General features: G+C 66.7%; 12 protein-coding genes and 1 pseudogene. 6 read left to right on the top strand and 7 right to left on the bottom strand.

Translation table 11 applies throughout. The features are described 5' to 3' along the window. Positions 1–209 (top strand): annotated as a pseudogene (locus WA965_RS07855) (amidohydrolase family protein); the annotation flags it as partial. Here the strand turns inward: WA965_RS07855 and WA965_RS07850 are convergent. Both WA965_RS07850 and WA965_RS07845 read right to left on the bottom strand, forming a co-directional pair. Then, entirely contained in the window at positions 206–1444 is a 1239-nt protein-coding gene (locus tag WA965_RS07850; protein WP_526298668.1) for a cytochrome P450, read from the bottom strand. The pseudogene WA965_RS07855 and the gene WA965_RS07850 sit on opposite strands and share 4 nt — an antisense overlap. A 13-nt stretch (positions 1445–1457) precedes the next feature. Further along, positions 1458–2489: an LLM class F420-dependent oxidoreductase gene (locus WA965_RS07845; RefSeq protein ID WP_526298666.1), complete on the bottom strand. Its 1032-nt coding sequence runs from the start codon at positions 2487–2489 to the stop codon at positions 1458–1460. Positions 2490–2572: 83 nt separating this feature from the next. On the opposite strand from WA965_RS07845, the gene WA965_RS07840 reads away from it, so the two are divergent. After that, entirely contained in the window at positions 2573–4069 is a 1497-nt protein-coding gene (locus WA965_RS07840) for an acyl-CoA carboxylase subunit beta (RefSeq protein ID WP_526298664.1), read from the top strand. An 11-nt stretch (positions 4070–4080) separates the two neighbouring features. Here WA965_RS07840 and WA965_RS07835 read toward each other — a convergent pair whose 3' ends face one another. Genes WA965_RS07835 through WA965_RS07825 form a run of 3 tightly spaced genes read right to left on the bottom strand, consistent with a single transcriptional unit; the run spans position 4081 to position 6580 of the window. After that, positions 4081–5127, bottom strand: coding sequence for a TIGR03857 family LLM class F420-dependent oxidoreductase (locus WA965_RS07835; RefSeq protein ID WP_526298662.1), 1047 nt, complete (start codon positions 5125–5127; stop codon positions 4081–4083). Further along, positions 5124–5501: a nuclear transport factor 2 family protein gene (locus WA965_RS07830; RefSeq protein ID WP_526298660.1), complete on the bottom strand. Its 378-nt coding sequence runs from the start codon at positions 5499–5501 to the stop codon at positions 5124–5126. Before WA965_RS07830 ends, WA965_RS07835 begins: the two co-directional genes overlap by 4 nt. Next, positions 5498–6580: a phosphotransferase gene (locus tag WA965_RS07825; protein WP_526298658.1), complete on the bottom strand. Its 1083-nt coding sequence runs from the start codon at positions 6578–6580 to the stop codon at positions 5498–5500. Before WA965_RS07825 ends, WA965_RS07830 begins: the two co-directional genes overlap by 4 nt. Before the next feature lie 67 nt (positions 6581–6647). Here WA965_RS07825 and WA965_RS07820 point away from each other — a divergent pair, with 67 nt between their 5' ends. After that, complete coding sequence (locus WA965_RS07820) at positions 6648–7265, top strand: TetR/AcrR family transcriptional regulator (RefSeq protein ID WP_526298656.1); 618 nt, start codon at positions 6648–6650, stop codon at positions 7263–7265. On the opposite strand, the gene WA965_RS07815 is transcribed toward WA965_RS07820, so the two are convergent. Both WA965_RS07815 and WA965_RS07810 read right to left on the bottom strand, forming a co-directional pair. Next, the gene (locus WA965_RS07815; RefSeq protein WP_526298654.1) at positions 7237–8358 is read right to left on the bottom strand and encodes an alpha/beta hydrolase; all 1122 of its coding nucleotides are present in this window, start codon (positions 8356–8358) and stop codon (positions 7237–7239) included. The two genes, WA965_RS07820 and WA965_RS07815, sit on opposite strands and share 29 nt — an antisense overlap. Further along, positions 8355–9956 carry a flavin-containing monooxygenase gene (locus tag WA965_RS07810; RefSeq protein ID WP_526298652.1) on the bottom strand — a complete coding sequence of 534 codons (1602 nt, stop codon included), beginning with the start codon at positions 9954–9956 and terminating at the stop codon, positions 8355–8357. The genes WA965_RS07815 and WA965_RS07810 overlap by 4 nt, the downstream gene beginning before the upstream one ends. 183 nt (positions 9957–10139) lie before the next feature. On the opposite strand from WA965_RS07810, the gene WA965_RS07805 reads away from it, so the two are divergent. From WA965_RS07805 to mig, 3 genes are all read left to right on the top strand, one after another. Beyond that, positions 10140–11156 carry an aromatic ring-hydroxylating oxygenase subunit alpha gene (locus WA965_RS07805; RefSeq protein ID WP_526298650.1) on the top strand — a complete coding sequence of 339 codons (1017 nt, stop codon included), beginning with the start codon at positions 10140–10142 and terminating at the stop codon, positions 11154–11156. Further along, positions 11153–11773: a cysteine hydrolase family protein gene (locus WA965_RS07800; protein ID WP_526298648.1), complete on the top strand. Its 621-nt coding sequence runs from the start codon at positions 11153–11155 to the stop codon at positions 11771–11773. Before WA965_RS07805 ends, WA965_RS07800 begins: the two co-directional genes overlap by 4 nt. Positions 11774–11848: 75 nt before the next feature. Then, complete coding sequence (gene mig / locus WA965_RS07795; RefSeq protein WP_526298646.1) at positions 11849–13501, top strand: medium-chain acyl-CoA ligase Mig; 1653 nt, start codon at positions 11849–11851, stop codon at positions 13499–13501. The last annotated feature ends 54 nt before the right edge of the window (positions 13502–13555 follow it).

Genomic DNA, 13555 nt, shown 5'->3' with positions numbered 1-13555 from the left:
AGATGACCTACGAGAACGCGATGCGCTGGTATCACTGGGACCCGTTCACCCATGTCCCCAAAGACCAGGCCACCGTCGGCGCCCTGCGCAAAGCCTCCGAAGGCCACGACGTCACCATCCAAGCGCTCTCTCATCACAAGGAGGGCGAACGTGGCGGCGGCGCAGGACATTTTGACGCACTCAAGGCGGCTGCGCGCGGGAACTCCTAGTCCAACAGGCGGTAGCGAATCGGCAGGTGCTTGAGCCCGCCGACGAAGATCGTCGCGGTGTGCTCAGGCGTGCCGGTCAGCTCGATGGACTTCAGCCGCGGTAGCAGTGCGGAGAAGAAACTGTTGACCTCCATGCGGGCCAGCGCCGCTCCCAGACAGAAGTGCACGCCGTGGCCGAACGCGACGTGCCTGTTGGGATCGCGGCCCACGTCGAAGCGGAACGGGTCGGCGAACACCTCCTCGTCGCGGTTGCCCGACGGGTAGGACAGCAGCACCGAATCCCCCGCCGCGATCGGCACCCCCCGAACCTCGGTGTCCCGCTGCGCGGTTCGCATGAACTCCTTCACCGGGGTGACCCAGCGGACCATCTCCTCGGTGGCCAGCCCCATCAGGCCCGGATCGGCCTGCAGCCGTCGCAACTGGTCCTGGTTCTCGGTCAACGCCTGCAGTCCGCCCGAGATGGTGGCGCTGGTGGTGTCGTGTCCGGCCGTGGCGACGATGAGGTAGTAGGAGACGGTGTCGAGATCTGACAGTGGCTCCCCGTCGATCCGCGCGTTGGCGATGGCCGACGCCAGATCCTCGGTGGGCTGCTGACGTCGCGACGCGGTGATCCCGTTGAAGTAGGTGAACATCTCGAACAGCGCCATCCCGCGCTCCTCCATCGTCACGCCGCGCTGCAATTCGGTGTCGTCGCTGCCGAACAGCTCCTGCGTGTAGGTCAACATGCGGGGAAAGTCCGACTCCGGGATGCCGAGCAGCGACATGATGACGTACAGCGGGAAGTTCACCGCCACATCGGGCACGAAATCGCACTCGCCGCCCATGTCGTACATCTTGTCCACGAAGGATCCGGCGAGCTCGTCGACGCGGACCTTCAACCCCCGCATGGCCTTCGGGCGGAACCAGTCCGCTCCGATCCCCCTGACCTTGCGGTGCTGGGGATCGTCCATGTGGATGAGCGTGCTCACGCCCATGGCCGCCTGCTGCACATCGCCCTCGGCGGTTGTCAGCACCGGCCGCGGCGAGTTCGTGAACACCGTGTCGGCACGCTCGATCGCCATGATGTCGGCGTGCTTGGTGATCGCCCAGAACGGCCGGTAGTCGGGCACCTCGACCCACGACACCGGCGCATTCGCCCGCAGATGAGTCAACGCCGCGTGCAGCTTCCGCTCGTCGGCGTAGGCCGTCGGATCGGCCAGCACCCTCGCAGCCTCATCGGCGACACGAACACTCATCAGCACTCCCTCGTCATGCGCTGCCGCGCAGATCAGCCACCAGATCAACAACTGTCGCCTCATCGACCGACGGCGGAAAACCCACCAGCACCCGGTCGATCAGGCCGTCACATCGAGCCCGGATCTTCGCCGCCAGTTCGTCAACCGGCGCCACCACGGCGAACTCGCCGAGGATGGTGTCGTCGATCAGCGAACCCATGCCGTCCCAATCACCCTCACGCGACAGCCGGTGAAGCTCCGTATGGAGGTCTCCCCAGCCGTGCAACTCCAGCACCCTGCGATATGCGGGAGTGGAGGCGTAGAAGGCGATCTGCTTGCGCGTCCCCGACGCCGCCGCAGTCAGCTCGGCGTCGTCGCGTCCGGTCACCACGAACAGCGGGCTCGCCACCTCGATGTCGGCGCGCACCCGACCCGACCGCTCCAGACCCCGGGACAGCGTCGGCAACGTCACCTCACGGAAGTACCGCTGCGTCGAAAAGGCATGTGCAAGAATGCCGTCGGCGACCTCCCCGCACATCTCGGTCATGCGATCGCCGACGGCGGCGACAAAGACTTTCGGGTCGCGGTGTGGGTGGACCGGCGGGACGAACATCGGCGTCATCAGCGTGTGGGTGTAGAACTCGCCCTCGAACTGCAGCGCGGTGTCCTCGCGCCAGCAGGACCAGATCTCCCGCAGCGCAAGCACGAACTCGTGCATTCGCGCCACCGGCTTGCTCCACGGCATGCTGAAACGCTTCTCGATGTGCGGCTTGATCTGTGAGCCCAACCCCAGGATGAACCGGCCCTGCGAGTAGTCCTGCAGATCCCAGCCGACCTGGGCCACCGTCATCGGGTTGCGGGCAAACGCCACCGCGATGCTGGTGCCGAGTTCGATCGTGGTGGTGTGTCCCGCGGCCAGCGTCAGCGGCAGAAAGGGGTCATGGCTGACCTCGGCCGTCCAGCAGCCGTCGAAGCCGCGACGTTCCAGCGTGCGGGCACCGGACGGCACCTCGGAAAGCCGGCTGACCACGGCGGCGTCGACCTTGAGGCCGCCTTCAGGACGCATGCCAAACGAAGCTACAGTAAGCAATTCAGTATGGTCAACGTTGCGAGCCCTGCGAGGGCCGCCGCTGAGGACGGGAGTGACCGATGGCCGGTGCCGAGGACTGGCAGGACACGCTGGGCGAACTCGCCCGCCGACGGGACCATTCGCGCGCCATGGGCGGTGACGAGCGCGTCGCCAAGCACCACGACAAGGGCAAACTCGATGCCCGCGGACGTATCGACCATCTCCTCGACAAGGGATCTTTCCGCGAGTTCGGCACCCTCGTCGGCGGCGAGATCGCGGCCGACGGCATCGTCACCGGTTCCGGATTGATCAACGGCTCGCCGGTGATGGTGGGGGCCGAGGACTTCACCACCCTGGCCGGCAGCATCGGTCCCGGAGGAAACTCGAAGCGTTACCGCCTCGCTGAAGTGGCTCTGCGGGATCGGATTCCGATGGTGATGTTGCTCGAGGGCGCCGGTTTCCGCCCCAGCGGAGAGCACTACGGCCGCACCCCCACCGACCTGCTGGCGCAAGCGCAGTGCTCGGGAACAGTGCCGACGGTCGCGGGCTTGTTCGGCCCGTCCGCCGGCCACGGCGCGCTGGTCGCCCCGGTGTGCGATTGGACCATCATGACCACGCAGGGGGCGATCTTCACCGCGGGACCACCCGTGGTCAAAGAGTCGACCGGCGAGGAGATTTCGAAAGAGGATCTCGGCGGCCCGAGCGTGGCGTTGGCCAGCGGCGTGATCCACAACCTCGGCCAGGACGACGCAGCGGTGCTCGACGACATCCGCCGCTACCTGTCCTACTTCCCGTCGAGCGCCTGGTCGTATCCGGCGTCCCTGCCGACCGACGACTCCACCGGCCCACGCCAGACCCCTGAGCTTCTCGAGATCGTGCCGCGCGGCAACCGTCAGGTGTACGACATGCGTGCGGTGCTCGACGTCGTGTTCGACAGCTCGGACTGGTTCGAAGTGCAGCCGAAATTCGGATCCGCCATCATCTGTGCGTTGGCCCACCTCGGTGGCCATCCGGTCGCGGTGGTGGCGAACCAGCCGCGGGTGATGGCCGGTTCCATCGACGCCGACGCCGCCGACAAGGCAGCACATTTCATCTCGGTGGCCGACGCGTTCCATCTGCCGCTGGTCTTCCTCGCCGACAACCCGGGAATGATGCCGGGCAGTCGCTCCGAACGCCAGGGCGTGCTCCGTAGCGGTGCCCGGATGTTCGCGGCGCAGACCGTGGCCACGACGGTCAAACTTCATGTCACACTGCGGAAGGCCTACGGTTTCGGCTCGATGGTGATGTCACTGCTCGGGTTCGACAACCAGAGCGCCACCTTCGCCTATCCCGGCGCGACGATGGGAGCGATGAGCGCCGCGGCCCTCAGCCGTGCCTCACACGCCGCCGAGGACGTCGAGGAGAAGCTGCGTCAGGCCGAGGTGGACGCATCGTTCCGGTCGGCCGGCCACCTCGGCTTCGACGACCTCATCCACCCGGAGGAGACGAGGGACGCGCTGCTGGACGCGCTGAGTCGCGGTCTCCGCAGCCGCCAGGCCGCTGCCCAACCGGTCACCCGCTCGACCATCACGCCCTAGCGCTGAGCGGCTCAGCCGTCGGTGGCGCGGTACGCGGCCACGATCGGCTCGAGTTCGTCGGGGGTCGCCCCGTGCATGATCACCGCGTCGGCGCCGTAGTCGAACTCCTTGCGCACACGGTCGACGCACTGTTGCGCCGACCCGGTGGCCGACGGCTCGAGCCATTCCTCGGGGATCAGCGTGGCGATGTGCTCGATCTGCTCGGAGGTGGCTTTGTGATCGATGCCACCGGGGATCGACTGGACCACCGGGTCGTCGCGGAAGCGTTGCAGCACAGCGGTATCCCAGCCATTGGTATTGACCAGCAGGTCGCCGTAGCCCTGCAGGTAGGTGGCCAGCCGCGCAACGGTCTTCTTCAGTCGCAATTCCTCGGGGAGATGGTCACCGACGGTCGCGAAGCACGACCACACCTTCACGCTGGCGGGGTCGCGTCCGGCCTGCTCCGCAGCGTCCTTGACCGTCTTCACCGCGCGCTGCAGGGTCTCGGGAGTGAAGTAGGTGTGCAGGATGACGTCGTCGAACTCCCGTCCCCCCAGCGCCAGCGTCTGCGGCCCGAAAGCGACGAGGCCCAGCCTGATGTCCTCGTCGAAGTCGGGGTCGAGGAACAGCACCTGATATTTGCCGATCGGCCCGTCGTGGTCGAAGATCAGCTCGCCGTGCCAGAGCTTGCGCATGACCTGGGCGAAGTCCTCCATCTGCGCCGTGGTCACCGCGGGCACACCGAACGCGTTGTACATCGCCGCGATGCCGCGCCCGAGGCCCAGGGTGAAGCGGCCGCCGGACAGCCGGTGCATCGTGGTCGCCCACGACCCGGTGATCAACGGGTGGCGGGTGTTGTGATTGGTAGCGGCGGTGGCGATCTGCATCCGACTGGTCACCGCAAGTGCGGCCCCGGTGAGCGACGACGCCTCTTTGACGTTCCAGCGTTCGGAGATGAATCCGGTGCCGAAGCCCAGCTCCTCACCGCGGCGCGCCTCGCCCATCAGGGCGGCCGGACCCTCACCCCCGGCACCGGCCAGCAGGTAGTAGCCGAGTTCATCGAGCACACGTTCGTTCACGCCCAAACTCCTTGCTTGTAGCCGCAATTCCAGACCTCGGTGATCCTGCCGTCGACGACCCGGAAGATCTCCATGCTGGCGACGGTGGTCTCGGTGCCGTCCTTGAGCGTCATCGGCGACTGGTAGACGACAGTCACGTGCTCGCCGTCGTCACCGGCGACAACGAGGTTGAGGTCGAACCGGATCGTCTCGAACATCTCCCAGTGGTCGACGACGCGCGCCACCGCCTCGTCGTGGGTCAGCGTGGTCGCCTTCTCCCCCGCGTTGTGTCGGATCACCGAGTCGCCCAGCAGTTCTTCGGCGAGGGCGAAGTCGCGTTCGTTCCACACCACGAGGTTGTACAGCTCCACCACCTCCCGTGCCGATCGGGTCATGCGAACACCTCCAGGGCGTCGATCTGGTCGATCGCGTCGATCGCGCGGTCGATGAGAGCCAGGCAGAGCTGACGGGACCGCTCCGGCAACACCTCCCAGCCGTTGAGGGTGATGACGGGGAGCACCATCAGATAGGCGGCCGCGCATCGGTACTGCCGCCACGCCTCGTCGAATCCGTAGTCGGTGACGCCGAAATCGGCGAGCTGATCGAGGTAGTGCCGCAGCAGCACCTCGTCGTGTCCTGCCCGCTCCCGGCTCGGTAGGCCCTGGGTGACCAGGTAGGCGATGTCGGCGGCACCGGACCCTCGGGCGGCGAACTGGAAGTCCACCACCTTCATCTGGTCCCCGTCGAAGAACAGGTTGTCGGCCCTGATGTCGCCGTGCAGCAGCATGTCGCGTTCGGTCAGCACCGGCAGAGCAGCAGCCGCCCGTTCGGCAAAACTCTCGGCAAAGGCCGCCACGCCTGCCGGCACCGAACCGGTGCAGTGCTCTCGGTACGTCTGCCAGCCGGGCGCAAACGCGGGCAACAGCAGGTCCCGTGCGATCGGGGTGTCCAGACTCGGAAAGTGTTCCAACACAGTGCTGTCCGCCGAGTTCACAGACCAGGCGTGCAGTCCGGCCAACTGCTGGACACACAGTCGCGCCCGGTCGATGGACAGGCCGGCCAGATGGTCGGCGTTGTCCCAGTCCCGCAGATCTTCGAGCAGCAGCACAAAGTCGACCGAGTCTTCCGCCATGCGGGCGGCATATACCTGCGGTGTCGCGATCGGTGCGCGTCCCGCGACGTGCCGGTAGAACGCCACCTCCCGCCGGTAGCCGCCCAGCAGTTCCATCGCTCCGCGCGCCTCGGACACCGCGGGCAGTTTCGCGATCACCGTGGCCGGCACACTGCCGTCGGCGGTCAGATGAAGCCGGTAGAGCAGCGACGAGAATCCGCTGTCCTGAGCGATCTGCTCGATCCGAACGTCGGTGACCGTGGCGTCGGAAACACCCCCGTCGGTGCGCAGCACGTCGGTGAGCCACTGAGGGGTCAGCTCATCGACGCCGCCGGGAACCCGCGCGGTGCCGGTACTCACCATCGAGTTGCCCCGCCACATATTTGACGCATCGCAAGTAACATAATTGTCGGTCGTCTAATATGCAAGGGTGCCCACCCCCAGTCGCGGCCTGACACAGCCGGAACGGGTCGAGATCTCCAGCCGCAAACTGGCCCGCGCGGCGGCCGAACTGATCATCGAAAAAGGCTGGGAAGCAACCACTGCCGCCGAAATCGGCCGCCGGGCCGGATACAGCCGGGCGATGGTGCACGCTCGATACGGCAGCAAGGACGCGGTCCTCGATGCCATCTTCATGCGCGAGTACATGGCAGCGCTCAGCCCCGACCTCGACCCCGATGCCACCGGCCTGGAGCACGCGCTCGCCCACCTGGACCGGATCGGCCAGCTCGCCTCCGACGATCCCGAGCTTCTCCGCGCGATGTTCGTCGCCGCGTTCGAGGCCGTCAAGAGCACCTCGGCACTGCGCCCCCGCTCGCTGGGCCAGCTCGACGTCGGCATGCAACGGGTCAGAGCCGGACTGGACAAGGGGGTCGCCGACGGTTCGGTGCGACCCGACGTCGACGTCACCCGCGCGGTCAACGACATCAGCTCAGCGGTGTATGGCATCGCCTACCTCTGGCTCGTGCTCACGGCGGACTACGATCTCGAGACCGAGCTGAAATACCTTCGGCTGCGGCTCATTCGCGACTACGGCTCAACTCGCTGACCTTCTGCAGAAAACGTTCCGACGCGGTCTGAACACCGCCGGCGAACAGATGGCCGACGTGGCTGCCCCGATGCCAGTACAACTGGCCGCCCCACCGCTGGTGAAGTGCGAGCGCGGCTTCCGGCGTGGCCATCCGGTCGTGCCAGGCCCCGACGATGAGCCGCCGATCCGGCGGCGCGGTGGGGGCGACGGACCGGTAGTCGACAGCCGACATCAGTTGTTCGACCACGTCGGACTGCAACAACTCGACGGTGTCCCGCACCGACGGACCCCACCGGCCGAGGTGTGCGGCGATCATCGAGTTCAGGCCGGATATCGGGGTGTACACCGCCACGCCGTCGACGGGTTCGAGGTGGGACACCAGCCCTGCCAACGGGCTTCCCATCGACACCCCCGACACCGCGATCGCGCTCGCCTGCGGGCGCAGCCACCGCAGGACCGCGCGCACCTCGGAGACCGCGCGCATCATGCCGGCGACATTGGCCAGCGGGTCCATGTTCGGGTAGGCGGGCCACGCACTGCGGCGCACCCCGCATCCCGGCTGAACGGGCAGCGCGATGTTGAACCCGAATTCGTCCTGGAGGCGACGCGCCCGCGAGAACAGCAGATCGATCGGCTGGCCCTGACCTGCCCCGTGCAGCCATACCAGCCATGGCCGCCGGTCCTCACCTGTTCGACAGAGGTGTACGACGGCTGTCGCCGGACCGCCGAAACCCTCGGCACTCAGCGAGTCCGGGAGCGCAGGATCGTGGTCGAACGTCAGCTGTTCGTAGGTCTGCCGGCCCCATCGACGGCGACGCAGGGATGCGACCTGCAACGGCGTCGGATCGGATTGCGCACCCGCCACCCCGCCACCGGACAACTCGTCGGCAGCGGCTCTGCAGGAGTCGACGGACCGCTCCAGCTTCGGCGGCGGAGCGGTCAACGTCATCCCCGACAGCGCGAGCTCGTCGAGCACCACTTCCCCGAGTCGGCGAGCACCGCTCACCGACAACGGGTTCCACTCGCCTGCGGTCGACAGTGCCGCATGCGCCCGCGGCAGCACGCCGGCGAAGTCCCGCCCGATACGCCAGGCGCGTTCCGTGCTTCTCATCCGAGCTCGAACCCGGCGTAACCGGCCGCCGCGATCTCGTCACAGCGCCTGCGGTATTCCGGAATGCCCGCGGTGTAACCCATGTACATCCGCTTCTTTCCCGGGACATTGCCGCCGTTGTACCAGGAGTTGCACGTCGGATGCACCAACACCGTCGGCGCCACCAACGCCGTCGTGTGCTCGATCCATTCGCGCTGGGCGTCCCGCAGCGCCTCGATGGTGCGGTGACCGTTGGCGCGCAGATGCGACAGGCAGTCGCCGATCCACTCCACGTGCTGCTCGAGCGCGGCGACAAAATTGGTTGCCGCCGAGGGGCTTCCCGGGGCCTGGATGATGAACAGGTTCGGGAACCCGGCCACGGCGATGCCGAGATAGGAGTACGGACCCTCCGTGCCCCAGAACTCGGCCAGTGACATCGCTTCTCGACCGCGGACGTCGATGCGGGTCAGCGCGCCGGTCATCGCGTCGAAACCGGTTGCGTAGATGATCACGTCGAGTTCGTGCAGTTCCCGCTCGGTTCGAATGCCCTCGGGCGTGACGCTGACGATGGGGTTGTTTCTCAGGTCGACCAGGGTCACATTGTCCCGGTTGAAGGTTTCGTAGTAACCCTGGTCGATGATCGGACGTTTGCAGCCGAACGGGTGCGTCGGAGTCAGCGCCGCGGCGGTATCGGCGTCCTCGACGATGCGGGCCACCGCCTCCCCGTAGAGCCTCCCCGCCATCTGGTTGGCCTCGATGTCGAAGAAGATGTCACCCCAGCTGAGCGCGCCCATGACGCCGTGCTCCTCGACCGCGCGCACCTGTTCCTCGCGGGTGGCACCCCTGAGCGGCGGCTTGACGAGCATGTCCAGCAGCACCGAGAAGGCACTGAGCCGGGCCGCGCCCACAGGATGCTGACGCTGTGCCTCGCGGATCTGCCCGTAATTGCTCTTCAGCTCATCGAGTTCACCGGGCTCGAAGGCACGGACCTGCCAGGGCAGCGTGTAGGCCGGCGAGCGCTGGAACACCGTGAGGTGTGCCGCCTGGCGCGCCACCACCGGAATCAGTTGCACGCCGGTTGATCCGGTACCGATGACGCCGACCCGCCGGCCGCTGAGGTCGATGTCATCTGCGGGCCAGCGACTGGTGAACAACGATGTTCCGGCGAAGGTGTCCATCCCGTCGATGGCGGGTTCCAGAGGCACCGACAGGATGCCCGATGCGGCCACCACGAACGGCGCGACGAACGACTGGCCCGCTGCGGTCTCGACCGTCCACACCGCGGCGTCCTCGTCGTATCTCATCGAGACGACCTCGGTGCCGAACGAGATGTCGCGGCGCAGGTCCAGTCGGTCCGCGACGAAGTTCAGATAGGCCTCGATCTCGGGCTGGGCCGGCATCGTCTCGGTCCACACCCAATCCTGCTCGATCTCCTCGGAGAAGCTGTAGGAGTATTCGATGCTCTCGATGTCGCAGCGAGCGCCCGGATAGCGGTTGAACAGCCAAGTGCCGCCGACGTTGTGGGCTTTCTCCAGGACGTGCACCCGGAACCCCAGGTCACGCAGTCGATGCAACGCGTACAGCCCGGAGAATCCGGCGCCGATGACGATCACGTCCACGAGTGCTGTTCACCTTCCTCGCCGGATCGGCAGTGTTGGGCCCGGGCCCAGATACTGTAACTATTACAGTATTGCCTCCGGATATGTGCCGATTTCGGCGACGGCTGCGCGACGTTCCGGGCTTCCTGCCGAATTCTCTACTGTAAGCTCCACCGTATCTCTGGGTCACCGAGGGAGGCATCTGTGAAAGTCCCGTTCACCTGGAAGGTCACCGGATGGTTCATGATCGGATGGTCAGCGGAGTTCGAGGTCGGCGACGTCCGGGCGCTGCACTACTTCGGTGAGGACCTCGCCGCCTACCGGGACGAGTCGGGCGAACTGCACGTCCTCGAAGCGCACTGCAAGCATCTCGGTGCCCACATCGGGCACGGCGGCAAGGTCGTCGGCGATTGTGTCGAGTGCCCGTTTCACGGCTGGCGATGGGGTCCCGACGGTTCCAACCGCTACATCCCCTATCAGCCGGATCGCCCCAATCGGGGCCTGAGGTTGCGGACCTATCCGATCAAGGAACAGTACGGCTGCATCTTCATGTGGTACCAGCCCCAGGGCAAGGAACCGCAGTGGGAACTGCCGGACATCTTTCTCAAGTTCCCCCAGTTCGAGACCGACGCCGGCGCCTACTACCGTCCGTACCCGGAGTTCTCCAGCCGCGCCGACGCCATCCCGGTGCACCCGCAGATCGTGGCCGAGAACGGTCCGGACAGTTCACATTTCCGGTATGTGCACGGCGCCTCCGTCACGCCGGTGTGTCTGCACTGGGAGCACGTCGACGAGGAATGGCGCTTCCTCACCGGCTGGCCGGACGTCCGCAGCGACGACCCCAAACAGATGGCGTTGCGCATCCACAGCCATTTCTCCGGACTCGGGTTCGCGATGAGTGCGTTCGAGGGCTCCTCCAACCACCGGTTGATCTTCGCGTGCACACCGGTTGATGACGAGGTATCCGACATGTTCTATTCGATCTGGTGGCCGAAGCTGCCCGGGGAGACCTCCGACATTCCGCCCGACAGCGTGCGCGCCAAGGTCGAACGACAGTTCCTCAAGACCGTGTGGGAGGACTGCGACATCTGGCGCTACCAGAAGTACGTCGAGAACCCGCCGCTGGCCAAGATCGACGCCAAACCGTATCTGGCCATGCGGAAGTGGGCGACGCAGTTTTATGAAGTGCCACCGGTGGGACAACCGGTCACCTCACCATGAAGCCCGACCTCGCCGACCTGGTGACACCCGCACACACCGCCATCGTCACCCAGGAGTGCCAGGGGGCCATCGTCGGACCGGATGCGGGGCTGCGGGCACTGTCCGAGGCGGCCCGCAGGCAGGCCGTGCCCAATATCGCCCGGCTGCTGCCCGTCGCGCGTGCCGCGGGCGTATCCGTCGTGCACTGCGTGGTCCAGCGCAGGTCCGACGGCCGGGGCGCCAACCACAACGCCAAGATCTTCGCCTTCGGCGCCGCAGGTGTCGACATCAGCCCCGGCAGCCCCGGCACCCGACTCGTGCCCGAACTCGACGCCCAGCCAACCGATCTCGTGCTGCACAGGTGGCATGGCATCGGGCCGATGGGCGGCACGGACCTGGATTCGATCCTGCGCAACCTCGGGGTGAGCACCATCGTCGCCGTCGGCGTTTCGGTGAACGTGGCGATCACCAACCTGGTCATGGACGCCGTGAACGCGGCCTATCGCGTGGTCCTGCCCCGGGACGCGGTCGCCGGGATTCCGCACGACTACTGCGACGCGGTCATCGACAACACGTTGTCGCTGCTCGCGTCCGTCACCACCACCGACGATCTCATCGGGGCATGGAGAAGGCGATGACGAACCGGAGCCGATGGCCATACAACTTTGGACCAACTGTCTACCCGCTGGGCACCGGCGTCTAGAGTCCATCGCATGACCGAGTCGACTCAGTTCACCGTCCCGGCCGCCGCCGATGCCGTCGCGGCCGTCATCGGCGATCGTGACTTCATCGTCCAGGGCGATCGCCGCTTCACGTACGCGCAGATCGTGGAGCGATCGAATCGTCTCGCCGGCTACCTCCACTCCCGCGGCCTGGGGTGTCACACCGAGCGCGCCGAGTTGGGCGGTCACGAGGTCGGGCAGGATCTGCTGGGTATCTACGCCCACAACGGCCCCGAATACGTCGAGGGCATGTTGGGGTCGTGGCGCTCGCGGGTCGCGCCGTTCAACGTCAACTACCGGTACGTCAAGAGCGAGCTGCAGTACCTGCTCTCCGATTCCGGCGCATCCGCGCTGCTCTACCACGCCGCCTTCGCCCCGCGCCTGGCCGAGGTGCTGGCCGATCTGCCGCAGCTGAAGGTGCTCATCCAGATCGCCGACGACTCCGGCAACGACCTACTGCCCGGCGCCGTCGACTACGAGTCGATCGTGGCGACCGGACCTGCCGACGCGCCGCCGGTGCAGCCGTCACCGGACGACCTCTACGTGCTCTACACCGGTGGGACGACCGGCATGCCCAAGGGTGTGCTGTGGCGTCAGCACGACATCTTCATGACCTCCTTCGGCGGCCGCAGCCTCTACACCGGCGAACTGGCCACCAGCTACGACGACATCACCGCCCGCTGCGTCGCCGCCCCCGACACCAGGCTGATGGTGCTACCGCCGCTGATGCACGGCGCCGCTCAGTGGGCCGTGCTGACGGCGATGAACACCGGTCAGACGGTGGTGTTCTCTGCCGTCACCGACCATCTCGACGTCGACGACGTGGTGGCCACCATCGAACGGGAGAAGATCCTGGCGGTGACCGTGGTCGGCGACGCGATGGCCCGCCCGTTGGCCGACGCGTTCGAGCGGACGAGCGCTGATCTGTCGTCGCTGGCGGTGGTGGCCAACGGCGGCGCACAGCTCACGCCGACCGCCAAGCAGCGACTCATCGACAGCAAGCCCAACCTGATGATCGTCGACGGTGTGGGGTCCTCGGAGACCGGTGCGCAGATGACCCACATGTCGGCCTCCGGCGCGGTATCGACCGGCAAGTTCACCGCAGGTCCCGACACCTCCGTTGCCTCCGAGGACCTCGGCACGATCCTCGAACCCGGCCACGACGACATGGGCTGGTTGGCGCAGCGCGGGTACGTCCCACTCGGCTACAAGGGCGACGCCGTCAAGACGGCCGCCACGTTTCCTGTCATCGACGGGGTCCGGTACTCGGTACCCGGCGATCGCGCCCGGCATCTGTCCGACGGTTCGGTGGAACTGCTCGGCCGCGATTCGGTCACGATCAACTCCGGCGGAGAGAAGATCTTCGCCGAAGAGGTGGAGTCCGCGGTCGCGTCCCATCCTGCGGTCGCCGACGTGGTGGTCGCGGGCCGGCCGAGCGAGCGGTGGGGTCAGGAGGTAGTGGCCGTGGTCGCGCTCGTCGACGGCGGTGGAGCGACCGCTGAGGAACTCATCGAGCACGCCTCCGACGTCATCGCCCGGTACAAACTGCCGAAAGCGGTGGTGTTCCGGCCCGCCATCGAGCGCAGCCCGGCAGGCAAGGCCGACTACCGGTGGGCGCGCGAGCAGGCCACCGGCGGCGCATGAGCCGGAGGCGATTCAACGGGCCCTGAGCCGGCGGCGATTCAACGGGCCCTGAGC

It is taken from the genome of Mycobacterium sp. (genome assembly GCF_049683935.1).
Lineage (GTDB): Bacteria > Actinomycetota > Actinomycetes > Mycobacteriales > Mycobacteriaceae > Mycobacterium.
Note: the sequence above shows the minus strand (reverse complement) of the source record. Positions and strands in the feature narration are given on the sequence as shown.

Excerpts from the sequence above, each read along its gene's own strand:
- WA965_RS07850 (WP_526298668.1), bottom strand. The coding sequence starts at position 1,444 with ATGAGTGTTCGTGTCGCCGATGAGGCTGCGAGGGTGCTGGCCGATCCG.
- WA965_RS07845 (WP_526298666.1), bottom strand. The coding sequence starts at position 2,489 with ATGCGTCCTGAAGGCGGCCTCAAGGTCGACGCCGCCGTGGTCAGCCGG.
- WA965_RS07840 (WP_526298664.1), top strand. The coding sequence starts at position 2,573 with ATGGCCGGTGCCGAGGACTGGCAGGACACGCTGGGCGAACTCGCCCGC.
- WA965_RS07830 (WP_526298660.1), bottom strand. The coding sequence starts at position 5,501 with ATGACCCGATCGGCACGGGAGGTGGTGGAGCTGTACAACCTCGTGGTG.
- WA965_RS07825 (WP_526298658.1), bottom strand. The coding sequence starts at position 6,580 with ATGGTGAGTACCGGCACCGCGCGGGTTCCCGGCGGCGTCGATGAGCTG.
- WA965_RS07815 (WP_526298654.1), bottom strand. The coding sequence starts at position 8,358 with ATGAGAAGCACGGAACGCGCCTGGCGTATCGGGCGGGACTTCGCCGGC.
- WA965_RS07800 (WP_526298648.1), top strand. The coding sequence starts at position 11,153 with ATGAAGCCCGACCTCGCCGACCTGGTGACACCCGCACACACCGCCATC.
- mig (WP_526298646.1), top strand. The coding sequence starts at position 11,849 with ATGACCGAGTCGACTCAGTTCACCGTCCCGGCCGCCGCCGATGCCGTC.